This is a genomic window from Streptomyces sp. CA2R106 (assembly GCF_037034245.1).
Taxonomy (GTDB): domain Bacteria; phylum Actinomycetota; class Actinomycetes; order Streptomycetales; family Streptomycetaceae; genus Actinacidiphila.
In genome coordinates this window covers 49,299-72,161 of sequence record NZ_JBAGKC010000010.1, presented here as the reverse complement: position 1 = coordinate 72,161, position 22,863 = coordinate 49,299, and the positions used below count along the sequence as shown (strand labels likewise).

The following is a 22,863-nucleotide window of genomic DNA, read 5'->3' as shown; positions in this document are numbered from 1 at the left end:
GCACCGACGGGAGGGCCCGCACCGCGGCTGCGCGGTGCGGGCCCTCCCGTCATGCCGCCGGCGCGGCGGCGGGGTGGCTCAGTTCTCGCCCATCCGCTTGGCCAGGCCCGCGGCCGCGACCCCGGCGAAGATCAGGAAGAAGGCGCGCATCGCGCCGAAGTCCGACTTCCACGCCTTGAACAGGTCGCCGAAGTGGTGGAAGAGCAGGGTGGACACGGAGATGCTGCCGCCGTGCTCGCTGGCGTAGTGGCTGATGATCAGCGCGCCGCCGAAGATCTCACCGAAGATCACGGCGGCGATCGCGAGCAGGGCGCCCAGGATCGGCAGGGCGATGTTGCGGCCGCCGAGCTTGCCCATGGCGACGCCGATCAGCGCGCCGACCGCGAGCGCGGCGTACCGGAACTCGACGGTGGTGCCGTCGCTCTTGGCCAGGGCGCGCAGCAGGCCGCCGTAGGCGAGCGCCGCGACGATGGCGACCACGACGCCGACCGCGATGCCGAGGCCGGTGTTGTCGTTCTGCCGGGCCGCGACCGGCGGCGGGTACGCGTTCGGGTTGAAGGCGGGCGCGGCCTGCGGCGCGCCGTACGGGCTGCCGGCCGGCGGCGGGCCGTAGGGGTTGCCCCCCTGCGGGCCGGCCGCGTACGGGTTCTGGCCGGAAGGCTGCTGTGGAGGCGGGTAGTTGGCGCTCACGAAAGGTTCCCCCGGGGACGGAAGCGGGTAGCGCACAGGGTTGCGCCCCCGTGCGAAACAGTGATGCCGAAATCTAGCAGTGGGCGCAGACAATCGGACAAGACGATTCATCCGGTCGTTACAGGACCACGACAAGCCCGCACAACCTCCGCCCCACGAAGCGCTGTTGTCCCACGTCAGGCAGGTCAGGCAGGCCAGACGCGGCAGGCGCCGCCTAGAGGCGGGCCGCGGCGCCCGCCGGGGTCGCGCCCCTGGTGTCGAGCAGCAGTTGGGCCTTGACCGCCAGCCCCTGGAGGTCGTACGTGCGGTGGTGCTGGAGCAGCAGCGTCAGGTCGGCGTCGGCCGCGGCCTCCCACAGCGAGTCCGCGCGCGGCACCGGATGGTCGAGAACGCGCCACTGCGGCACGTACGGGTCGTGGTAGCACAGCTGCGCGCCCAGCTCCATCAGCCGGGTGCCGATCTCCCGGGCCGGGGCGCCCTGCTGGTCGGCGAGGTCGGCCTTGTAGGTGACGCCGAGCAGCAGTACCCGGGCGCCGCGCAGGGACTTGCCGTGCTCGTTGAGCAGGGCCGCGGCGCGCTGGACGACGTAGCGCGGCATGCGCCCGTTGACCTCCTGGGCGAGTTCGACCATGCGCAGGGGGTGGCCGGGGGTGCGCGGGCGGCCGGCGCCGGTGGCGAAGTGGGGCGCGGCGTTGGGGTCGAGGGGGGCGGCGTGGCCGCCGACGCCGGGGCCGGGGCGGAATGCCTGGAAGCCGAACGGCTTGGTCTCCGCGCAGCGGATCACGTCCCACAGGTCGACGCCGATGTCGTGGCAGTAGACGGCCATCTCGTTGGCGAAGGCGATGTTGACGTGCCGGTAGTTGGTCTCCAGGAGCTTGACCGCCTCGGCCTCGCGCGGGCCGCGGGCGCGCACCACCCGCTCGCTGAGCCGGCTGTAGAACGCGGCGGCGGCCTCGGTGCAGGCGGGGGTGAGGCCGCCGACCACCTTGGGGATGTGGGTGAGCGGGAAGGCGCGGTTGCCCGGGTCGAGCCGGCTGGGGGAGTAGGCGAGGTGGAAGTCGCGGCCGGCCCGCAGCCCGCCGGCCTCGATCAGCGGCCGCAGGTACTGCTCGGTGGTGCCGGGGTGCACCGCGGACTCCAGCACCACCGTGGTGTGCGGGCGCAGGTGGCCGGCGAGCGCGCGGGCGGCCGCGGTGAGCGCGGTCAGGTCCGGGGCGTGGTCCTCGCCGAGCGGGGTGGGCGCGCAGATCACGGCGGTCCGCACCCGGCCCAGCGCGGCGGGGTCGCTGGTGGCGCGGAAGCCGCCGGCCAGCATCCGGCGCAGTTCGGCCGCGGCCAGGGTGCCCGGCGGCACCCGGCCGGCGTTGACGTCGGCGGCCACGGCCGGATCGGGGTCGTACCCGATGGTGCCGATGCCGGCCGCGGCGGCCGCCTGCGCGAGGGGGAGACCGGTGTGGCCCAGTCCGAGTACGGCGAGGTCTGCGGGCATGGTTTCCGGTCCTCTCCCTGGAGCCGCCCTCTGGCGAGACGCACGAACGGACTCACAAAGGACTCTAAAGCAGGCTAACCAGACAAATGACTGATATGACCACGCGGCGCGCCGGGGCGGCACCGGTGCGGCGCCCGGCAGCGCTGGCCGGGCAGCGCGGTGGCGGTCACTATCGAAGGAGCGGGTAGGTACCCCACGGCCGTCACCGGCCCGGACGAGGGCGGCTCACCGAGCGGTACACGGCTCACCGAGCGGTACGGCGACTCACCGAGCGGCACCGCAGCGACGCAGTCACGGAGGCACGGATGCGTACGACATCACTCGGCCCGGCGGAACGGGCCCAGGCTCTCGCCCGGATGGCCGAACACGAACTGGACATCCTGGTCGTGGGCGGCGGCGTGGTCGGCGCGGGCACGGCGCTGGACGCCGCCACGCGCGGCCTGTCGGTGGGCCTGGTCGAGGCGCGCGACTGGGCGTCCGGCACGTCGAGCCGGTCGAGCAAGCTCATCCACGGCGGGCTGCGCTATCTGGAGATGCTGGACTTCGCCCTGGTCAGGGAGGCGCTGAAGGAGCGCGGGCTGCTGCTGGAGCGGCTGGCCCCGCACCTGGTCCGGCCGGTGCCCTTCCTCTACCCGCTCCAGCACAAGGGGTGGGAGCGGCTCTACGCCGGCTCGGGCGTGGCGCTCTACGACGCGATGTCGATCTCCTCAGGACACGGCCGCGGCCTGCCCGTCCACCGCCACCTCAGCCGCCGCCACGCCCTGCGGGTGGCGCCCGCGCTGCGCAAGGACGCCCTGGTCGGCGCCTTGCAGTACTACGACGCGCAGGTCGACGACGCCCGCCTGGTGGTGACGCTGGTGCGCACCGCGGCCTCCTACGGCGCGGTGGTGGCCAACCAGGCCCGGGTGGTGGGCTTCCTGCGCGAGGGCGAGCGGGTGGTCGGCGCCCGGGTGGAGGACCTGGAGGCGGGCGGCACCTACGAGGTCAGGGCCCGTCAGGTGGTCAACGCCACCGGGGTGTTCACCGACGACACGCAGGCTCTGATCGGCGAGCGCGGCCAGTTCCACGTCCGCGCCTCCAAGGGCATCCACCTGGTGGTGCCCAAGGACCGCATCCACTCCACCACCGGGCTGATCCTGCGCACCGAGAAGAGCGTGCTGTTCGTCATCCCCTGGGGCCGGCACTGGATCGTGGGCACCACCGACACCGACTGGGACCTGGACAAGTCGCACCCGGCGGCCTCCAGCGCCGACATCGACTACCTGCTCGAACACGTCAACTCGGTGCTCTCCACCCCGCTGACCAGGGACGACGTCCAGGGTGTCTACGCCGGGCTGCGGCCGCTGCTGGCCGGCGAGTCCGACGCCACCAGCAAGCTGTCCCGCGAGCACACCGTCGCCCATCCCCTGCCGGGCCTGGTGGTGGTGGCCGGCGGCAAGTACACCACCTACCGGGTGATGGCCAAGGACGCGGTGGACGAGGCGGTGCACGGCCTGGACCGCAAGGTCGCCGGCTGCTGCACCGAGGACGTGCCGCTGCTCGGTGCCGAAGGCTACCGGGCCGGATGGAACAGCCGGGCCCGCACGGCCGCCCGCACCGGGCTGCACGTCGCCCGGGTCGAGCACCTGCTCAACCGCTACGGCACCCTCACCGACGAGGTGCTGGCGCTGATCGCCGACGACCCGTCACTGGGCGAACCGCTGCCCGCCGCCGACGACTACCTGCGCGCCGAGATCGTCTACGCCGCCCGCAGCGAGGGCGCCCGCCACCTGGAGGACGTGCTGACCCGCAGAACGCGTATCTCCATCGAGACCTTCGACCGCGGCACCGGCAGCGCCCGCCCCGCCGCGGAGTTGATCGCGCCCGTCCTGGGCTGGGACCAGGCGCAGATCGACAAGGAAGTGGCGTACTACGAGAAGCGGGTCGAGGCCGAGCGGGAGTCCCAACTCCAGCCCGACGACCAGACCGCGGACGCCGCGCGGCTGGGCGCGCCCGATATCGTGCCCCTCTAGGCGCGGAGTTCGCCTGGGCGCGAGCCGGGAGCGCCCGCGGGGAGGGCACGACATGAATGGGTCCGGACACGGCGACGAGGGGCGGCTCGTCGCGGGCCGCTACCGGCTGCTCGAACGCGTCGGCCGGGGCGGGATGGGCACGGTGTGGCTGGCCGAGGACGAACTCCTCGGCCGCCGGGTCGCGGTGAAGAAACTGCACCCGCCTCAGCCGCACATGGACGACGAGGAGTTGGCGACGCTCTTCGAGCGCACCCGGCGGGAGGCCCGCGCCGCCGCGCGGATCAGCCACCCCAACGTGGTGGTGGTCCACGACGTGGTCGACGACGCGGGCCTGCCGTCGATCGTGATGGAGTACGTCCCCTCCGTCACCCTGGGCGAACGCCTCAAGGAGCAGGGCCCGTTGGCGCCGGCCGAGGCCGCCCGGGTCGGCCGCGGAATGGTCGCCGCGCTGCGCGCCGCCCACCGCGCGGGGGTGCTGCACCGCGACGTCAAACCCGGCAACGTGCTGCTCGGCGAGGACTCCAGGATCGTCCTGACCGACTTCGGTATCGCCCAGGCGTCCGGCACCTCCACCCTGACCCGCACCGGTGAACTCATCGGCTCCATCGACTTCCTGAGCCCGGAACGGATACGCGGCGCCCTGCCCGGGCCGGAGTCGGACCTGTGGGCGCTGGGCGCGACCCTGTACCAGGCGGTCGAGGGCGACTCGCCCTTCCACCGCCCCACCGCGATCGAGACCGCGTACGCCATCGCCGAGGAGCCGGTACGGCAGCCGGCGAAGGCCGGGGTCCTCACCGAGGTCATCACCGGGCTGCTCGCCAAGGAACCCGACAAGCGGCTGTCGGCCGAAGCGGCCGAGCAGATGCTGCGGGTACCGGCCGCCGAGTCGGACACCGCGCAGGTGGACCGGCTCCGCTTCGAGTCGCCGCCCGGCCAGACCACCACCACCCGGATGTCCCCCTACGCCCCGTCCGCCGCCGTCCCGGTGCCGCCTTCCTCACCGCAGCCGGGGCAGGCGCCGCAGGCCGCCGCCCCCGGCGCGTTCGGGCCGCCCCCGCCGCCGGTCCCGTCCCCGGTCCCAGCTCCGGTCCCGGCCCCGGTCCCGGCCTCGTCCCCGGCGCCGGACCCGTCCCCCGTGACGCGGCGCCGCCGCCGCGCCCTGCCGTGGATCGCCGCCGTCGTCGCGGCCGCCGTGGTGGTCGGCGGCGCGCTGTACGCCGTCCACCGCTCCCAGCACCCCTCCGCCGGCGGCCGTGCGAAGAGCGGCGGCTCGGCGAGCCCGACCGGCCCGGCCACCACCGACCTGGCGGGCGCCGACCCGACGGCGGCGCAGACCACGCCGGCGCCGCCGCTCCCGGCCGGCTACCGCCTCGCCGACGAGGACCACGACGGCTACCACTACACGGTGCCGGTGCCCGAGGGCTGGAAGCGCACCACCCCCAACGGCACCGACGAGGTCGACTGGGTCACTCCCGACGGGCTGGTCGGGCTGAAGATCGACGCGCTGCCGTTCGCCAGCACCGACCCGCTGGAGCACTTCCAGCAGATCGAGCCGCAGACCGAGCAGGCGGTGGGTGACACCTATCACCGCGAGCGGATGGACCGCACCGTGCACCTCGGCCAGAAGGCCGCGCTGTGGGAGTTCACCTTCAAGGGCAAGGTCCGCGACTGGCACGCCATCGACCTCGGCTTCGGGCAGCCCGGCGCCACCGAGTACGCCATCTACCTGTCGGCCCCGGACGCCCAGTGGCAGCAGTGGCTGCCGGTCTTCAACAACGCCGTCGCCGGATTCCGGGCCGCCGACTGACCTGCCGGGTTCGCAACCACCGCGCCCGTTCGGGGATGATGGGGAGCCGAACCGCCCGACAACCGCCGCCGGTGCCGCAGTTGGCGGCTGCCCCGCCGCACCGCGCGCGCAGCCGGACCCGGCGGGCGCCGCCCGCCCCGGCCCGGCACCCGCCCGGAGCCGCGGCGCAGGGGGCCACCGCACCGGTACGACACGACAGAGGGAAGCCATGAGCGAGGACGAAGTCACCGACGGACGCGTGCTCGCCGACCGGTACCGTCTCGGCGGCGTGCTCGGCAGGGGCGGCATGGGCACCGTGTGGCGCGCGGTCGACGAGACGCTCGGCCGCAGCGTCGCGGTGAAGGAGCTGCGCTTCCCCGGCAACGTGGACGACGACGAGAAGCGCCGGCTGGTCACCCGCACCCTGCGCGAGGCGAAGGCCACCGCGCGCATCCGCAACACCGGCGCCATCACGGTCTTCGACGTCGTCAAGGAGGACGACCGGCCGTGGATCGTCATGGAGCTGGTCGAGGGCCGCTCGCTCGCCGACGCGATCCGCGAGGACGGGCCGCTCAGCCCCCGGCGCACCGCCGAGATCGGACTGGTGCTGCTCGACGTGCTCAAGGCGGCGCACGCCGAGGGCATCCTGCACCGCGACGTGAAGCCGTCCAACGTGCTGCTCGCGGAGACCGGCGACGACGAGGAAGGCCGCGCCTCGGGCGCCGGACGGGTGGTGCTCGGCGACTTCGGCATCGCCCTGATCGACGGCGACCCCTCGGTGACGTCCACCGGCATGCTGGTCGGCGCGCCCTCCTACATCTCGCCCGAGCGGGCCCGCGGCCAGAAGCCCGGCCCGCCCGCCGACCTGTGGTCGCTCGGCGCGCTGCTGTACGCCACCGTCGAGGGCCACCCGCCGTACGACAAGGGCTCCGCGATCGCCACCCTCACCGCGGTGATGACCGAACCGGTCGGGCCGATGCGCAACGCCGGGCCGCTCGCCGAGGTGATCTCCGGGCTGCTGGTGAAGGACCCGGACCGGCGGCTGGACGACGCGGGCGCGCGCCGGCTGCTCAACGCGGTGATCAACGCCCCCGACGAGCCGGCCGTGCCGCCCGCCGAGGCCACCCGCACCATGGCCCTGCCGGCCGCCCCCGCCGCCCCGCCCGGCGGCGCCACCGACCCGCAGCCGGTGCCCACCGACGCGCCGCCCGCCGCCCGCAAGGCCGCGCTCGACCAGGCCAGGGCGCGCGAGGCGCTGCGCTCGCTGCGCAAGGCCGCCGACCGCAAGGTGCCGGCCGGGCCCGGCCCGGCGGTGCCGGCCGGCCCGGCCCGCGCGCCGCTGAGCGACGTGGTGCCGCGCCGCACCATGGTGATCGTGGTCGCGTTGGTGGTGCTGGCGCTGCTGGGCACCGTGATCGGCGTCGCGATAGCCAACTCCGGCGGCGGCGACGGCAAGAGCGGCTCGAAGACGCCCGGCGCCACCCCCAGCACCGCCGCCCAGGGGAGCGGGAAGAACGCCGCCGACCAGTCCGGCCAGGCCCAGGACCCCGACGGCAGCACCGGGCAGCCCACGACCGCGGCCACCACCCCCGCGACCACCGCCTCGACCACCGCGTCCGGCACCTCCTCGGATTTGCCCAAGGGCTGGCACGTCTTCAAGGACTCCGAGGGCTTCTCCATCGCCCTGCCCGCCGGGTGGAAGCGGGTCGGCGACGACGGGTACGGCGCCGGCTCGCGCTTCAAGGGCAGCGGCGGCGAGAACCTGCTCGTGGACTGGACCCACAAGCCCGGCAAGAGCGCGCTGGGCGACTGGCAGACCTCGTCGGCCGCCGCCCAGAGCACGATGAAGGACTACCACAAGATCAAGGTCGTCTCGGTGGACTACCGCGACTACGACGCGGCCGACTGGGAATACACCCGGCAGCAGCAGGGTAAGGCCGTACATGTCCTGAACCGCGGCATGGTGACGGACAGCAAGCACGGCTACGCCCTGATGTTCACCACGCCCAGCGGGGCGTGGGGCAGCGCCGTGAACAAGGAGCGGCTCCAGACCTTCTTCAGTACCTTCAAACCGGCGAAGTAAGCGGGCCGAAGCACGTAAGGTGAATACGTGTGGACTGTCCGCAGCCGGAAACCGACCGACTCGCCGTCAGAGGCGCCCGGACCTGAACAGGCCTGACCGCTACGGGGGTTCGGCCTGAGCGGGCGGGCGGATGAGCGGACGGGCGGACCGGAAGGGGGGCGCCGTGGAGGAGTACGCAGGCCGGGTGCTCGCTGAACGCTACCGGCTGCCCCGGCCACCCGCCGACGGGTTCGAACTTGTCGAGAGCCGCGCCTTCGACACCTACAGCGGCCAGGAGGTCCTGGTCCACCAGGTGCTGCTGCCCGAGGTGGTCGGCGTCGACGACGGCCCCGACGGGCCCGACGGCGACGGGCTGGACGAGAGCTCCCGGCGCGCCCTGGCGGCGGCCCGCAGCGCGGCCGCCATCCCCGACCATCCGCGGCTGGTCCAGGTCTTCGACATCTTCGTCGAGGGCGGCAGCCTGTGGATCGCGAGCGAACTGGTGTCCGCCCGCCCGCTGGCCGCCCTGCTCGCCGAGCGCCCGCTCGACGCCTACCGCGCCGCCGAGGTCGCCTCCGACGTGCTGACCGCGCTGCGCGCGCTGCACGCCACCGGCTGGACCCACCGCAATGTCACCGCGAGCACCGTCCTGGTCTGCGACGACGGCCGGGCCATGCTCGCCGGGCTGGCCGCGGGCGCCGCCCAGGAAGCGCTGTGCGGCTACGATCCGGTGCCCGAGCAGGTGCTCGCCGGCGGCGGCGAGGACGAGGAGGCCGGCGACTGGCACGGCCCGCGCTCCGCGCTCGAACAGGAGCGGGCCCGGCAGAACCGGATCACCGTGGTCGGCGCCGTCACCGAGCGCTGGGCGCCGGAGCAGGCGCACGCCGTGCACGAGAACTGGCGGCTGTCGCCGCCGGTCGGCCCGGCCGCCGACCTGTGGGCGCTCGGCTCGCTGCTGTTCCGCAGCGTCCAGGGCCACCCGCCCTTCCCCGAGGAGAGCGCCGCCGAACTCGTCCAGCTGGTCTGCGCGGAGCCGCCGGCCTTCGCCGAGGAGTGCGGCCCGCTGCGGCCGGTCGTGGAGTCGCTGCTGCGCCAGGACCCCGAGGAGCGGCCGGAGGCCGAGGAGCTGGGCGGCTGGCTGCGCTCGCTGATCCGGTCCGCGCCCGAGCCCGACATCGGGGTGAGCGCCGTGCAGGTGCCCACCGACCCGGCGAAGCTGCCGGTCAAGCGGCGCCGCGGCGAACTGGTGCGGCGGCGCCGGAAGAAGGCGGCCGCCGAGGCCGCGGCCGGCACCCAGCACCGGCGGCACGCGCGCGGCAAGCAGGCCAGGACCGGCCGGCCCCCGAAGCTGCCCAAGCCCGGCAAGGCCGCCGGGCCGGCCAGCGCGCTGGGCATGTCCGGCCTGGGACCGGCCGGCCCCGCCGCCACCGCGCCGATGGAGGCAGCCCGCCCGGCCGCGCCGCCCCGGCAGCCGCGCCCGTCCGCCCCGGCCCGCCCGGCCGCGGCCCGCGGCGGCCCGCACGTCACGGCCCGCCCGCCCATCCATGAGGAGGACGTCGTCTACCGGCGTCCCGACGGCAGCGACGACGCGCCGCGCCGGCTCGGGATGCGGCTGCTGATCGCGGTGCTGGTGATCCTCGCGGCCGCGGTCGCCTACGCGCTGCTGCTCATGCCGCACCGCGGCGACGGCTCCGGCGACGGGGCGAAGGCCGACCGCACCGTCCAGGCCGGGATGCCGAAGCCCGGCAGCGGCAAGAGCGACGGCAAGGGCGGCGCCACCACCGCCCCGGCCACGTCGGCGCCCGCCACCACGCCCCCGGCGAAGGCCACCACCTCGGCGCCGGCCTCGCCCTCCGGACCCGCGCTCGGCCCGGACTACGCGCTGCGGCACGACAGCGCGGGCTTCTCCGTCGCGGTGCACACCGGCTGGCAGCGCTCGGGCCCCAACGGCCAGGACGAGGTCACCTACGCCGGCAACGACCTCCAGCTGACGGTGGTGCCCGGCCGCGACAGCTCCTCCGCGCGCGGCACCGACCCGGTCGCCTACCAGCTCAACGAACCGGAGCTGGCCGACTTCCGCGCCTCCTCCTGGTCCTCTGCCTCGGGCCTGCAGTCCCTGACGCTGGACGGACACCCGGCCGCGGAGGGCGAGTACACCTACCGCAACTCCAGCGGCCAGGGCGTGTACGCGCGCAACCTCGCCCTGCTGATCGACGGCAAGTACCACGTGGTGCTGGTGACCGGGCTCGACAGCCAGCGCGCGGCGGTCCAGCAGGCGTTCGACAAGGCCGTCGAGACGTACACCGCGCACTGAGCCCGGCGCGTCGCGGCTCCCCTCCCCACCGGCCCTGCCCCGGCCCCGCGCGGCCCTTCTGAGCTGCGAAGATCATTACGATGCCATCACATACTGGCGTGGTTGTGGAAGTCGCGGAGAAAAAAGCTACTGATGGGTACCCAGGGCGTCCCGGCCGCCGTACCCTCACCGGCATGACGGATTCGCCGGAAAGCGTGGCCCGCACTGCATCCCCCGACTTCGGCAGCACCGACGGCAGCGCCGACAACCCCGTCGCGCCCCGGCCCGCCGTCGCGCGCGGCCCGCGGGACGTCGTCACCCCCGACCTGGTCGCCCGGCTGACCGCGGGCGTGCTCGGCTCGGGCCGGACCGCCGGCCACACCCCGCTGACCGGCGAGCAGCTCGCCGAACTGCCCGAGGCCACCCCGGACGACGTCGCCGAGGCCTACCGCCGGGCCCGCGCCGCCCAGGCCGCCTGGGCGGCGACCCCGGTCCGCGAGCGGGCCCGGGTACTGCTGCGCTTCCACGACCTGGTGCTCGCCCGGCAGGCCGAGGTGCTGGACCTGATCCAGCTGGAGACCGGCAAGGCGCGGCTGCACGCCCACGAAGAGGTCCAGGTGGTCGCGATGTCCGCCCGGCACTACGGCTTCAAAGCGCCCGCCTACCTGCGGCCCAGGCGGCACACCGGCGCCGTGCCCACGCTCACCAAGGCGCTCGAACTGCGCCAGCCGCGCGGGGTGGTGGGCCAGATCTCGCCCTGGAACTACCCGCTGGAGCTGTCCGTCGGCGACGCGCTGCCCGCCTTCGCGGCCGGCAACGCGGTGGTGATGAAGCCCGACACCGAGACCGCGCTGACCGCGCTGTGGGCCCGCCGGCAGCTCATCGAGGCCGGGCTGCCCGAGGACGTGTGGCAGATCGTCATCGGGGACGGACCGGTGGTCGGCCCCGCGGTCGTGGAGCACGCCGACTACGTCTCCTTCACCGGCTCCACCCGCACCGGCCGCGAGGTCGCCCAGCGCGCCGCGGCCCGGCTGGTCGGCGCCTCGCTGGAACTCGGCGGCAAGAACGCCCTGCTGGTGCTGCGCGACGCCGACCTGGACCGGGCCGCCGCGGGCGCGGTCCGCGCCTGCTTCGCCTCCGCCGGCCAACTGTGCATCTCCATCGAGCGGTTGTTCGTGCACGAGTCGGTCGCCGACGCCTTCACCGCGAAGTTCGTCGAGCTGACCCGGTCGCTGAAGCTCGGCACCGCGCTGGCCTACGGCGCGGGCATGGGCTCGCTGGTCGGGCAGCGGCAGCTCGACGTGGTCAGCCGGCACGTGGACGAGGCCCGGGAGAAGGGCGCCAGGGTGCTCACCGGCGGCCGCCCGCGCCCCGACATCGGCCCGTACGTCTACGAGCCGACGGTGCTCGCCGACGTCGAGGCGCCGATGGCGGTGTGCGCGGAGGAGACCTTCGGCCCGGTGGTCTCCGTCTACCGCTTCCGCGACGAGGACGAGGCGGTCGCGCGGGTCAACGCCAGCGAGTACGGCCTCAACTCCAGCGTGTGGACCCGTGACATCCGCCGCGGCACCGCGCTCGCCGCCCGGCTGCGCTCCGGCACGGTCAACGTCAACGAGGCGTACGCGGCGGCCTACGGCAGCGTGCGGGCGCCGATGGGCGGCATGAAGGACTCCGGGCTGGGCCGCCGGCACGGCTCGGAGGGCATCGTGAAGTACACCGAGGCGCAGACCGTGGCCGTGCAGCGGCTGATGCCGATGGGCCCGGCGTTCGGCATGGACGACGAGAAGTACGCGGCGCTGCTGAACGTCTCGCTGCGGCTGATGAAGGCGCTGCGCCTGCGCTGAACTGAACGTCCGCACCCGCCGCACCTCGTACGCCCGCGCCGCGCCCCGCCGGCAAAGGCGCCTGCCGGCCGCGGCGCGACCGACCGACCCCTCCGGAGGACCAGGTGGCACAGGAAGACGGCAACGGCGACGGCTACGACTTCGACGTCATCGTGGTCGGGTCGGGTTTCGGCGGCGCGGTCTCCGCGCTGCGGCTGACCGAGAAGGGCTACCGGGTCGGCGTGCTGGAGGCCGGCCGCCGCTTCGCCCGCGACGAGCTGCCGAAGAACTCCTGGGACGTGCGCAACTACCTGTGGGCGCCCGCCCTGGGCCTGTACGGCATCCAGCGCATCCACGTACTGGGCAAGGTGCTGGTGCTGGCCGGCGCGGGCGTCGGCGGCGGCTCGCTGAACTACGCCAACACCCTCTACGTGCCGCCCGCCGCCTTCTTCCAGGACCGGCAGTGGGGCGCGATCACCGACTGGCAGCAGGAGCTGGCGCCGTACTACGACCAGGCCCGGCGGATGCTCGGGGTGCGGCTGAACCCGACGATGACGCCGTCCGACGTCCACCTCAGGGACGCCGCCGAGAAGATGGGCGTGGGGGACACCTTCCACCTGGCGCCGGTCGGGGTGTTCTTCGGCGACGGGCGGGACGCCTGCGGTGAGGGCGAGGGCGCCGGCGGGCCGAGCGCGGCGCCCGGCGAGGAGGTCGCGGACCCGTACTTCGGCGGCGCCGGGCCGCGGCGGCGGGCCTGCACCGAGTGCGGCGAGTGCATGACCGGCTGCCGGCACGGCGCGAAGAACACCCTGAACGAGAACTACCTGCACCTCGCGGAGCGGGCCGGCGCCCAGATCCGGGCGATGACGACGGTCGTGGAGCTGGCCGAGGACCCGGCCGGCGGCTACCTGGTCACCACGGTGCCGACCGACCGGCGCCGGAAGGGCGCCCGGCAGGTGCTGCGGGCTCGGCAGGTGGTGGTCGCGGCCGGCACCTACGGCACCCAGACGCTGCTGCACGCCATGCGGGACAGCGGGCGGCTGCCGCGGATCTCCGCGCGGCTGGGCGAGCTGACCCGGACCAACTCCGAGGCGCTGGTGGGCGCGCAGACCTCCGCGGGGCGCTACCGCAAGCGCTACCCGGACCGGCCGCTGGACTTCACCCGGGGCGTGGCCATCACCTCCTCGGTGCACCCGAACGACCACACCCACATCGAGCCGGTCCGCTACGGCCGCGGCTCCAACGCGATGGGCAACCTGTCGATCATGGCGGCGCCCTACCGCGGGAAGCTGCCGCGCTGGGCGGAGTTCGCGGTGAACTACCTGCGGCACCCGGCGGTCGCCTTCCGCTCGCTGTCGAACTTCCGGTGGTCGGAGCGGACGATCATCGGGCTGGTGATGCAGACCAGCGACAACTCGCTGACCACCTACCGCAAGGACAAGGGCCTGGGGAAGGGACTGCTGACCGCCCGTCAGGGCCACGGCGCCCCCAACCCGGTGCACATCCCCGAGGGCGCGCGGGCGGCCGAGCTGATCGCCGAGGAGATCAACGGCTTCGCCGGCAGCAACGTCGGCGAGGCCACCGACCGGCCGATGACCGCGCACTTCCTGGGCGGCTGCCCGATCGGCGCGGACGCCGAGCAGGGCGTCATCGACCCCTACCACCGGCTGTTCGGGCACCCGGGCATCCATGTGGTCGACGGCGCCGCGGTCTCGGCGAACCTCGGGGTGAACCCGTCGCTGACCATCACCGCGCAGGCTGAGCGGGCGATGTCGCTGTGGCCGAACAAGGGCATGCCGGACCCGCGGCCCGCCCAGGGCGAGCCGTACCGCAGGATCGCCGCGGTGGAACCGCTCGCCCCGGCCGTGCCGGCGGACGCTTTCGGCGCGCTGCGGCTGCCGCTGCTGCCGGTGCCCCGGGTGCCGCGGGCGGAAGAAGCGCCGCGGCTGCCCAAAACGCCCTGAACACGCTGTAATGTGGTGGTCGCAGAGCGGTCGGCCCCGGGCGTCCCCGAGAACCGACCGCCTCTTTTCCAGTCGCGACCGGGCTGCTGTCCCCTGCCGTCCGGTCACTTCGACCGATGCGAGGTCCCACGGCGGCCGCGTTGCCGCAGCCGCCTCATCGCACCGGCTCACACCCCGCCCAGCTGCGTCTGGGCGGTGTCCATATCCACGCGTGGTGTTGGGTTACCGCCCCTGGCTGGCACGGACACCACCTCCAACGAAGGGGCCGTCGGCCGGTCACGTGCCGTTCGGGTGATCCCCCTCGAAAGGGGAACGGCGCGGGTCGCGGTCATATGGTCATACCTTGCCGCGGCCCAGTTCCAGCAGGGTCATCGCCAGCGCGGTGCCGGGGCGGCCGAGCGCGTCGCCGTACACCCGCAGCACCTCCATCTCGCGGGCCAGGTGCAGCCGGCGGCCGCCGGCGCCCATCCGGGCCGCCTGCACCTCCTGCGAGACCCCGACGCGCTGCCGGACCAGCTCGATGATCCGCAGGTCGAGATCGTCGATGCGCTGCCGGGCCTCGGTGATGGTCTGCTCGGCGTCGGGGGGAAGGGTGTCGGTCACGGTCTGCTCCTCGGGTCGTGGGCGTCTTCGTCACGACCCGGGCCGCGGTCCGGGGAAGCGACAGGCGCCCCGGGCCGAGTGGCCCGGGGCGCCTGGAGGTCGCTTGGTTGTCAGCTCACGCGACGCGACCATGGCAGCCGGACCGGCCGGTGCCATAGGTAAACGCGAAGGTGTACGTGAGCATGGCGCCAGTATGGACCACGGCCCCCGGTCCGGCGCAAGGCGGGTCCGGCGTGCGCGTCCGGCCGGCGGGCCCGGCGGGGTGCCCGGCAGGGGGCGGCAGGCGCCGTCCGGGGAGCGCTCCGGCGCTGGGTAGACTGGGTGCCACTCTCCCGTACTCTCGCCGGAAGGCCGCCCGTGTCCTCAGCGACCCCAGCCGACCCCGCTCCCGACGGCGCCGCCGCCACCGACACCACCACCGACACCGTCCTGGTCGTGGACTTCGGCGCGCAGTACGCCCAGCTCATCGCGCGCCGGGTGCGCGAGGCGCGGGTCTACAGCGAGATCGTGCCCTCGTCGATGCCGGTCGCCGAGATGCTGGCCAAGCGGCCGCGGGCGATCATCCTGTCCGGCGGCCCCTCCTCGGTCTACGAGCCGGGCGCGCCCCGCCTGGACCGCGAGCTGTTCGACGCCGGGGTCCCGGTCTTCGGCATGTGCTACGGCTTCCAGCTGATGGCCACGGTGCTCGGCGGCACCGTCGACAACACCGGCGCCCGGGAGTACGGCCGTACCGCCCTGGAGGTCGCCAAGCCCGGCTCCACCCTCTTCGAGGGCACCCCGGACCAGCAGTCGGTGTGGATGTCGCACGGCGACGCCTGCTCGGCCGCGCCCGCAGGCTTCACCGTCACCGCCAGCACTGACGTGGTGCCGGTCGCCGCCTTCGAGAACGACGAGAAGCGGCTGTACGGCGTGCAGTACCACCCCGAGGTGATGCACTCCACGCACGGCCAGCAGATCCTGGAGCACTTCCTCTACCGCGGCGCCGGCATCACCCCGGAGTGGACCACCACCAATGTCGTCGAGGAGCAGGTCGCCGCGATCCGCGCCCAGGTCGGCGACCGGCGGGCGATCTGCGGGCTGTCCGGCGGCGTGGACTCCGCGGTCGCCGCGGCCCTGGTGCAGCGCGCCATCGGCGACCGGCTGACCTGCGTCTACGTCGACCACGGCCTGATGCGCAAGGGCGAGACCGAGCAGGTCGAGAAGGACTTCGTGGCCGCGACCGGGGTGCGGCTGAAGATCGTCGACGCCTCCCAGCGGTTCCTCGACGCGCTGGCCGGGGTCGCCGACCCGGAGCAGAAGCGCAAGATCATCGGCCGGGAGTTCATCCGGGTCTTCGAGCAGGCGCAGGCCGAGATCGTCGCCGAGGCGCCGGACGACCAGCCGGTGGAGTTCCTGGTGCAGGGCACCCTCTACCCGGACGTGGTGGAGTCCGGCGGCGGCACCGGCACCGCCAACATCAAGTCGCACCACAACGTCGGCGGACTGCCCGAGGACCTGGAGTTCGCCCTCGTCGAGCCGCTGCGCAAGCTCTTCAAGGACGAGGTGCGGATGGTCGGGCAGGAGCTCGGCCTGCCCGAGGAGATCGTCCAGCGGCAGCCGTTCCCCGGCCCGGGCCTGGGCATCCGCATCGTCGGCGAGGTCACCCGGGAGCGCCTGGACCTGCTGCGCGAGGCCGACGCCATCGCCCGCGAGGAGCTGACCGCGGCCGGTCTGGACCGCGACATCTGGCAGTGCCCGGTGGTGCTGCTCGCCGACGTCCGCTCGGTCGGCGTCCAGGGCGACGGCCGCACCTACGGCCACCCGATCGTGCTGCGCCCGGTCTCCTCCGAGGACGCGATGACCGCCGACTGGTCCCGGCTGCCGTACGAGGTGCTGGCCCGGATCTCCACCCGGATCACCAACGAGGTCGCCGACGTCAACCGGGTCGTGCTCGACGTCACCAGCAAGCCGCCGGGCACCATCGAGTGGGAGTGAGCGGGCGGCAGTGAGCGGGCTTTTCGTGCCGTGCCGGGCCGCCCGGCACGGAGCCCGGTCCGGGACATCACGAAGCCCGGTCCGGGAAAAGTCGCGGCCTGTTGAGTCGCGGCGCCCCGGTCTACGTATCACCTCCTGACGCCGCTGCAACGGAAGACGACTTCCACCCCACCAACTGCGGCGGGAGAGGCGGAAGAAGATGCTGGAGATGTGGCGGGAGACCGCGCGCCGGTACGCGCTGCTGCCCTTGCGGATCTTCCTCGGAGTGACCTTCGCCTACGCCGGGCTCGACAAGCTGACCAGCGACACCTTCTTCACCGACTCGGCGAACGGCTCGCTGCTCCAGACCCTGCACGGCGTGCGGGACTCCGCGGCGATCCCGGGCCTGGTCGACCTCGCGCTCAAGGCCCCGCACGGTTTCGGCTACGCGATCGCGCTCGGCGAACTGGCGGTCGGCCTCGGTGTGCTCTTCGGGCTGCTCGGCCGGGTCGCCGCGCTCGGCGGCGCGCTGATCTCGCTGAGCCTGTGGCTGACGGTCAGCTGGGCCACCACGCCCTACTACTACGGCAACGACCTGATCTACCTGATGGCCTGGCTGCCGCTGCTGCTCGCCGGCACCCCGTACCTGTCGCTCGACCTGCTGATCAGGAAGTGGCGCACCGGGACGGGCGGCGGCGCGGAAGGCGGCACCGGTCCGGTTACCGCTGAGGCGAGCGCCGCCGCCGCAGGGCCAGTACGGTCCGCACCCCCTGCGTGACGACCGACGTCGCGACGACCAGGCCGAGACCCGCCCCCGCGAGCGCACTCGTGAGGCGCGGGTCCGACAGGTCCCACACGCCGAGCACGTCGAGCAGGAAGAACACCGCCAGCGTGACCAGGACCAGGCCCGTCACCAGGGCCGCCGGCTCGAAGCGGTGCCGCCTCACCGGACCACCCGCACGTCCCCGACGGCGACGTCGACCCGCACCTCCACGGTCCCGGCCGACGCCGTACCCGGCCTGGCCGCGTACACCTTCGTGTCATGGGCTCCGGTCTTGATGTCCACTCCGCTGTGGTCCTCTCCGGGCAGCAGCACCTCACCGGCGCCGATGTGGTAGCTGAGCACCACGGTGGCGTCCTTCGGGAGCCGCACCAGCGCCTCGCCGGCCCGCACCTTCAGCCGCGTGGTGACGGTACGGCCGTGCGCGGCGGCGTTCGTCAGGTCCAGCACGCCGTGGCCGACCCCGCGTTCGTACCCGGGCCGGACCGCGGCCGCACTCGCCGGCGCCCAGGTGGTGCCCCACCCCGGCTGGTCCTTCGGCAGCCAGGCCGCGCCGACCAGCCCGGCCACGGTCAGCAGCGTCCAGAACGCGGTCAGCCCGCGCGGCCGGCCCGCGAAGGACGCCACGAGATAGGCGGCGCCGAACACGAACAGCGCCGACAGCAGCCCGATCTCGAGGCTGCTGCCCACCGACGTCCGCGGCAGCGACACCGAGGTGCCCACCACCGCGGCGGTGGCCGCCAGCAGGAACGCCGCCAGCCCGAACGGCCAGTTCCGCTCCTTGCGCTCCGCCCTGCGCCGCTCCCGCCACGGCTGCTGGTCCGGCCCCTCGTAGGGCCCGTCGTCCGGGCCCCACAGGTAGGGCGGCGCCTTCGTCAGCGGGTCGCGCCACCAGGAGGGGGCGCTGCCCGGCCCGGGCGGCGCCTGGGCGGCGGGCGGCGCGTCCGCGACGGAACCCGCCGCCGTGAGCGGGCCCTCACCGGCCGCCCGCAGCCGGGACCGCTGCTGCGACCAGTACAGCGCGGCGACGGTGGAACCCAGCAGGATCAGCGAGAACGCCTGGTTGGCGGCGTTGCCCAGCAGCGAGGCGTACAGCCCGCAGCCGACCAGTGCCATCAGCACGGCGACCAGCGGCGCGCCCTCGATCCGGCCGGACAGCAGCCGGTGCGCCTCGCTCTCCTGCTCGTCCTCCTGCGGCACGACCAGCCAGCCCAGCCCGTAGATGATCAGGCCGATGCCGCCGGTCAGGGCGAGCACCGCGAGGACGATCCGGATGATGACCGGGTCGACGTCGAAGTAGCGGCCCGCGCCGTGGCAGACACCGGCGATCACCTTGTTGTCGCCATGGCCGCGCCGCAGGGTCGGACGGCCGTCGGCAGCGGTGGCGCCAGCAGCCGGGACGGCGGTGGCGGCAGCGTCGGCGTCGGCGGCAGCGGCGTCGGCCCCGGTGGCTTCGGTGCCGGCCGGGCCGCCGGTGGCGGTGGCCGCGTCGTCGGCGGGCTGGTCGGTCATGGACACCATGGTCGCCCGTCCGGCGCCCCGCCGGCACCCGCCCCGACCCTGGTCCGACCCTGATCCCGCCCCGGACGTCCCCTGGGGGTCCCGTTCCCGCATCAACGGGGGTTCACCCTGATGCCCCGCGGGGCGTGCCTGTGTGACGATCGGGGTATGTCAGCCAGCCCCCCGCCGCCGCCCGCAGCGCCCGGCGGCGTCTCCGGCGCGTCCTTCCTCGCGCCCCCGGAACCCGGCGCCGGCGGGGTGCGCAAGCTCTACCGCAGCTCCGAGGGCCGGATGGTCGGCGGCGTGGCGCGCGGGCTGGCCGGCCACCTCGGGCTGCCGGTGCTGTGGCTGCGGGCCCTGTTCGTGCTGCTCGCCGTCTTCAACGGCATCGGCATCCTGCTCTACGCGGTGTTCTGGTTCTTCGTGCCGCTCGGCGTCGGCGGGGTCGCCGAGGCGAAGGAGCCGCGCGACGCGCGCTCCTGGCTCGCGGGCAAGCGGCCCGACAAGGGCCAGGTGCTGGCGCTGATCGCGCTGGCGATCGGCACCGGCATCCTCGTGGGCAACCTCAACCTCGGCGCGGCCAACCGCGCGGTGTGGCCGCTGCTGGTGATCGGTGTCGGCGTGGCGCTGGTGTGGCGGCAGGCCGACAACGCCCGCAAGGCGCACTGGGTCGAGATGAGCCACGGCAAGCGGTTCTGGCCGCTGGTGCGCGCCGCGGGCGGCATCGTGCTGGTGATCGCCGGGGTGACCGGCTTCATCGTGGTGCGCGGCTCGGGCGGGCACCTCGGCGGCATCCTCCAGGCCGCGCTCGCCGTGCTGGTCGGGGTGGCGCTGATCGCCGGCCCGTACCTGGTGCGGATGACGCAGGACCTGTCCGCGGAGCGGCTGATGCGCATCCGCGCCCAGGAGCGGGCCGAGGTCGCCGCCCATGTGCACGACTCGGTGCTGCACACGCTCACGCTGATCCAGCGGCACGCGGACGAGCCGCGCGAGGTGGCCCGGCTGGCCCGGGCGCAGGAGCGGGAGCTGCGCGCGTGGCTGTACCGCCCGGAGGGCACCGGCCGCGACGACGAGCCGACCACGCTGGCCGAGGCCGTACGGGCCGCCGCCGCGGAGGTGGAGGACGCGCACGGCGTGCCGGTGGAGGTGGTGTGCGTCGGCGACAGCCCGCTGGACGAGCGGCTGGTGGCGCAGATGCAGGCCGCGCGCGAGGCCATGGTCAACGGTGCGAAGTACGGTGGCGGCGGCGCGGTCCAGGTCTACGCGGAGGTCGAGGAGGCGAAGGTGTTCGTCTCGGTGCGCGACCACGGCCCCGGTTTCGACCTCGACCAGGTTCCCGGCGACCGCATGGGCGTAAGAGAATCGATCATCGGACGGATGCGGCGCAACGGCGGTGAGGCCCGGCTGCGGGCGGCGCCCGGCGGCGGCACGGAAGTCGAACTGGAGATGGAGAGGGTGGCGGCGGCATGACTACGCCCACGGGAGACGAGCGACGGGTCCGGGTGGTGCTCGTCGACGACCACCGCATGTTCCGCACCGGGGTCCAGGCGGAGATCGGGGTCACCGCGGAGACCGGGGTCGAGGTGGTCGGCGAGGCCGCCGACGTGGACCAGGCGGTCAGCGTGGTGACCGCGACCCGGCCCGAGGTGGTGCTGCTCGACGTCCACCTGCCCGGCGGCGGCGGGGTGGAGGTGCTGCGGCGGTGCGCGGCGCTCAGCGCCGACCCGGAGCGGCCGGTGCGGTTCCTGGCGCTGTCGGTGTCCGACGCGGCCGAGGACGTGATCGGGGTCATCCGCGGCGGTGCGCGCGGCTATGTCACCAAGACCATCACCGGGCCTGACCTGGTCGACTCGATCTTCCGGGTGCGCGACGGCGACGCGGTGTTCTCGCCGCGGCTGGCCGGCTTCGTGCTCGACGCGTTCGCGTCCACCGACGCGCCGCCGGTGGACGAGGACCTCGACCGGCTCACCCAGCGCGAGCGGGAGGTGCTGCGGCTGATCGCGCGCGGCTACGCCTACAAGGAGATCGCGAAGCAGCTGTTCATCTCGGTGAAGACGGTGGAGTCGCACGTCTCCGCGGTGCTGCGGAAGCTGCAGCTGTCCAACCGGCACGAGCTGACGCGGTGGGCGACCGCGCGGCGGCTGGTGTGATCCGCCGCCGGGCGCCGCACCGTCAGCCGTCCTCCTCGTCGGCGGGCCAGACCAGGGTGTAGTCGGGGGTGGGGGCGGTGCGCTGTTCCACGGGGGTGTGCAGGGAGTCCATGGGGACGTCGTCGGGCACCGCGCAGCGGCTGAGGTGGACACCGGTCAGGCAGCGCCCGCACCAGAAGGACGCGTAGCCGACGCGGTCGGCCGGCAGGCCGCAGAAGGTCAGGTTCAGCTCGGGCGCGGCGCAGTTGGGGCAGGGCATGTCGGGGGCCGCCGCGGGCAGCCGGTCGTAGCGCTGCCGGAAGGCCGCCATCCAGTCGCCCCAACTCGCCTCCAGGGCTTGCATCGGTGGTTCTCCCGTCGGGTCGGCTCATCGGGCGAACGTAGACACTACGCCGGTGGGCCGCGGCGCCGGCCTGAATGCCCGAACCGTGACCTTTTCCGGGCGCCCGATGCGGCGGTCGGTCCCGTTATGCCGGGGTGGCCGCGGCGGAGACCACGTCGGCGACCACGCAGCTGACGTTGTCCGGGCCGCCCGCGGCGTTGGCCAGCGCGATCAGTGCGGCCGTGGCGGCATCGGGTGCGGCCTCGGCGGTGAGCACCCGGCGGATCTCCTCCGCGGAGGCGGCCGCGGGCAGCCCGTCGGAGCACAGCAGGTAGCGGTCGCCGGGTTGCGGCTCGTGCAGCTTCAGGTCGGCGGAGGGCGCCGGGCTGCCGGACAGCAGGGCGCGCAGCAGCAGGGCGCGGTCGGGGTGGGAGGCGGCCTCGGCCTCGGTGAGGCGGCCGTCGTCGACCATGGACTGCACGAGCGTGTGGTCGTGGGTGATCAGGAACAGCTCGCCGTCGCGCAGCAGGTACGCCCGGCTGTCGCCGATGTGCACCAGGGCGAGGTGGGTGCCGGTCCACAGCATGGCGGTCAGGGTGGTGCCGTCGGGGATCGCGCCCTCCTCGCGCGGGCCGGTGCTGGTGCTGGTGCCGCCCCCGGTGCTGGCGTCGACCGCGCGGGCCGCGGCCTCCACCGCGTCCTGGAGGACGTTGAGCAGGTTGCCCGGCGGGAGCGCCCCGGCCGTCTCGAGGCCGGTGAGCGCCTCGATCGCGGCGGCGCTGGCCGGGGCGCCGGCCGGCCCGAAGCCGTCGGCGACCGCGAGCAGCCGGTCGCCGGCGTGGACCGCGTCCTGGTTTCCCGGCCGGACCAGGCCCGCGTCCGAGCGGGCGGCGTAGCGGAGGGTGAGTGTGCCGTGGGACATGGGTGGTTCCTCTCCTGACGTGGTGGGACCTGCGGTGCTCCCCGGCCCCCCGGGTGCGCGGTTCAGGTGCGCGAGCACGAACGCGGTGAGGTCGCGCCGCGCGGCCGTCTCCGCCTCCACCTGCGCCCAGTACCCGCGCACCTCCTGCGCGGCCGCCGCGTTCGTGGCGCACGCGCAGACCCGCCGGATGCGGGCCAGCGGCATGCCGATCCGCCGCAACCACGCCACCAGCCGGGCCCGTTCGAGCTGCTCGGGCGCGTAGAACCGGTATCCGGTGGCGGGGTCCACCCGGGCCGGGGTGAGCAGCCCGAGGTCGTCGTACAGCCGCAGGGCCTTCGCCGACAGCCGGGCCGCCGCGGCGAACGCCCCGATGGTCAGCAGCGGCGCTCCGCTCGTGGTCATACGGTTCTCCTTCCAGTCACCGCGCGGGGCGGGACCGGGCCGGGGACAGGGTCGCGGGTCGGCGGGGGTGGCCCGGTGGGGCCGGTGCGACCACAATGGGGGCTGTCCCAA

General features: G+C 74.3%; 17 protein-coding genes. 10 read left to right on the top strand and 7 right to left on the bottom strand.

Annotation, left to right across the window (positions count from 1 at the left end; all coding sequences use genetic code 11):
• Positions 1-78 precede the first annotated feature (78 nt).
• Both WA788_RS17035 and WA788_RS17030 read right to left on the bottom strand, forming a co-directional pair.
• Positions 79-690, bottom strand: a complete 612-nt coding sequence (locus WA788_RS17035) for a DUF3824 domain-containing protein (RefSeq protein ID WP_335978173.1) — start codon at positions 688-690, stop codon at positions 79-81.
• Between the two features lie 214 nt (positions 691-904).
• A complete protein-coding gene (locus tag WA788_RS17030) occupies positions 905-2,179 on the bottom strand; it encodes a nucleotide sugar dehydrogenase (protein ID WP_335978172.1) in 1,275 nt (424 codons plus the stop codon).
• A gap of 305 nt (positions 2,180-2,484) precedes the next feature.
• Here WA788_RS17030 and WA788_RS17025 point away from each other — a divergent pair, with 305 nt between their 5' ends.
• From WA788_RS17025 to WA788_RS17000, 6 genes are all read left to right on the top strand, one after another.
• Positions 2,485-4,191 carry a glycerol-3-phosphate dehydrogenase/oxidase gene (locus tag WA788_RS17025; RefSeq protein WP_335978171.1) on the top strand — a complete coding sequence of 569 codons (1,707 nt, stop codon included), beginning with the start codon at positions 2,485-2,487 and terminating at the stop codon, positions 4,189-4,191.
• Between the two features lie 52 nt (positions 4,192-4,243).
• Positions 4,244-5,998, top strand: coding sequence for a serine/threonine-protein kinase (locus WA788_RS17020; RefSeq protein WP_335978170.1), 1,755 nt, complete (start codon positions 4,244-4,246; stop codon positions 5,996-5,998).
• A 208-nt stretch (positions 5,999-6,206) separates the two neighbouring features.
• Complete coding sequence (locus tag WA788_RS17015; protein WP_335978169.1) at positions 6,207-8,060, top strand: serine/threonine-protein kinase; 1,854 nt, start codon at positions 6,207-6,209, stop codon at positions 8,058-8,060.
• A 163-nt stretch (positions 8,061-8,223) separates the two neighbouring features.
• A complete protein-coding gene (locus tag WA788_RS17010) occupies positions 8,224-10,353 on the top strand; it encodes a hypothetical protein (protein WP_335978168.1) in 2,130 nt (709 codons plus the stop codon).
• Between the two features lie 173 nt (positions 10,354-10,526).
• Positions 10,527-12,176 (top strand): succinic semialdehyde dehydrogenase, encoded by a 1,650-nt coding sequence (locus WA788_RS17005; protein ID WP_335978167.1) that lies wholly within the window; start codon positions 10,527-10,529, stop codon positions 12,174-12,176.
• A 104-nt stretch (positions 12,177-12,280) separates the two neighbouring features.
• Complete coding sequence (locus tag WA788_RS17000) at positions 12,281-14,119, top strand: GMC family oxidoreductase (protein ID WP_335978166.1); 1,839 nt, start codon at positions 12,281-12,283, stop codon at positions 14,117-14,119.
• 336 nt (positions 14,120-14,455) lie between these two features.
• Here WA788_RS17000 and WA788_RS16995 read toward each other — a convergent pair whose 3' ends face one another.
• Positions 14,456-14,722 carry a chorismate mutase gene (locus WA788_RS16995; protein ID WP_335978165.1) on the bottom strand — a complete coding sequence of 89 codons (267 nt, stop codon included), beginning with the start codon at positions 14,720-14,722 and terminating at the stop codon, positions 14,456-14,458.
• 357 nt (positions 14,723-15,079) lie between these two features.
• On the opposite strand from WA788_RS16995, the gene guaA reads away from it, so the two are divergent.
• Together guaA and WA788_RS16985 are read left to right on the top strand one after the other, a co-directional pair.
• Positions 15,080-16,696, top strand: coding sequence for a glutamine-hydrolyzing GMP synthase (guaA, locus tag WA788_RS16990; RefSeq protein WP_435125048.1), 1,617 nt, complete (start codon positions 15,080-15,082; stop codon positions 16,694-16,696).
• A gap of 199 nt (positions 16,697-16,895) precedes the next feature.
• Complete coding sequence (locus WA788_RS16985) at positions 16,896-17,453, top strand: DoxX family membrane protein (RefSeq protein ID WP_335978164.1); 558 nt, start codon at positions 16,896-16,898, stop codon at positions 17,451-17,453.
• Here WA788_RS16985 and WA788_RS16980 read toward each other — a convergent pair.
• Positions 17,395-17,622 (bottom strand): hypothetical protein, encoded by a 228-nt coding sequence (locus WA788_RS16980; protein ID WP_335978163.1) that lies wholly within the window; start codon positions 17,620-17,622, stop codon positions 17,395-17,397. The genes WA788_RS16985 and WA788_RS16980 overlap by 59 nt on opposite strands.
• On the bottom strand, positions 17,619-18,968 hold the full coding sequence (locus tag WA788_RS16975) for a PspC domain-containing protein (RefSeq protein WP_335978162.1): 1,350 nt from the start codon (positions 18,966-18,968) through the stop codon (positions 17,619-17,621). Before WA788_RS16975 ends, WA788_RS16980 begins: the two co-directional genes overlap by 4 nt.
• A gap of 156 nt (positions 18,969-19,124) precedes the next feature.
• Between WA788_RS16975 and WA788_RS16970 the strand changes: the two genes are divergently transcribed.
• The gene (locus WA788_RS16970; RefSeq protein WP_335978161.1) at positions 19,125-20,426 is read left to right on the top strand and encodes an ATP-binding protein; all 1,302 of its coding nucleotides are present in this window, start codon (positions 19,125-19,127) and stop codon (positions 20,424-20,426) included.
• A complete protein-coding gene (locus WA788_RS16965) occupies positions 20,423-21,106 on the top strand; it encodes a response regulator transcription factor (RefSeq protein ID WP_335978160.1) in 684 nt (227 codons plus the stop codon). The genes WA788_RS16970 and WA788_RS16965 overlap by 4 nt, the downstream gene beginning before the upstream one ends.
• A 22-nt stretch (positions 21,107-21,128) precedes the next feature.
• Here WA788_RS16965 and WA788_RS16960 read toward each other — a convergent pair whose 3' ends face one another.
• Together WA788_RS16960 and WA788_RS16955 are read right to left on the bottom strand one after the other, a co-directional pair.
• On the bottom strand, positions 21,129-21,449 hold the full coding sequence (locus WA788_RS16960) for a hypothetical protein (protein ID WP_335978159.1): 321 nt from the start codon (positions 21,447-21,449) through the stop codon (positions 21,129-21,131).
• Positions 21,450-21,573: 124 nt separating this feature from the next.
• Positions 21,574-22,752 (bottom strand): MerR family transcriptional regulator, encoded by a 1,179-nt coding sequence (locus tag WA788_RS16955; protein ID WP_335978158.1) that lies wholly within the window; start codon positions 22,750-22,752, stop codon positions 21,574-21,576.
• Positions 22,753-22,863 lie beyond the last annotated feature (111 nt).

Bases quoted from the DNA above. Each gene is read 5' to 3' on its own strand.
- WA788_RS16985 (WP_335978164.1), top strand. From the start codon at position 16,896: ATGCTGGAGATGTGGCGGGAGACCGCGCGCCGGTACGCGCTGCTGCCC.
- WA788_RS17030 (WP_335978172.1), bottom strand. From the start codon at position 2,179: ATGCCCGCAGACCTCGCCGTACTCGGACTGGGCCACACCGGTCTCCCC.
- WA788_RS17015 (WP_335978169.1), top strand. From the start codon at position 6,207: ATGAGCGAGGACGAAGTCACCGACGGACGCGTGCTCGCCGACCGGTAC.
- WA788_RS16955 (WP_335978158.1), bottom strand. From the start codon at position 22,752: ATGACCACGAGCGGAGCGCCGCTGCTGACCATCGGGGCGTTCGCCGCG.
- WA788_RS16960 (WP_335978159.1), bottom strand. From the start codon at position 21,449: ATGCAAGCCCTGGAGGCGAGTTGGGGCGACTGGATGGCGGCCTTCCGG.
- WA788_RS17025 (WP_335978171.1), top strand. From the start codon at position 2,485: ATGCGTACGACATCACTCGGCCCGGCGGAACGGGCCCAGGCTCTCGCC.
- WA788_RS17005 (WP_335978167.1), top strand. From the start codon at position 10,527: ATGACGGATTCGCCGGAAAGCGTGGCCCGCACTGCATCCCCCGACTTC.
- WA788_RS16975 (WP_335978162.1), bottom strand. From the start codon at position 18,968: ATGACCGACCAGCCCGCCGACGACGCGGCCACCGCCACCGGCGGCCCG.
- WA788_RS16965 (WP_335978160.1), top strand. From the start codon at position 20,423: ATGACTACGCCCACGGGAGACGAGCGACGGGTCCGGGTGGTGCTCGTC.
- WA788_RS16970 (WP_335978161.1), top strand. From the start codon at position 19,125: ATGTCAGCCAGCCCCCCGCCGCCGCCCGCAGCGCCCGGCGGCGTCTCC.
- WA788_RS17020 (WP_335978170.1), top strand. From the start codon at position 4,244: ATGAATGGGTCCGGACACGGCGACGAGGGGCGGCTCGTCGCGGGCCGC.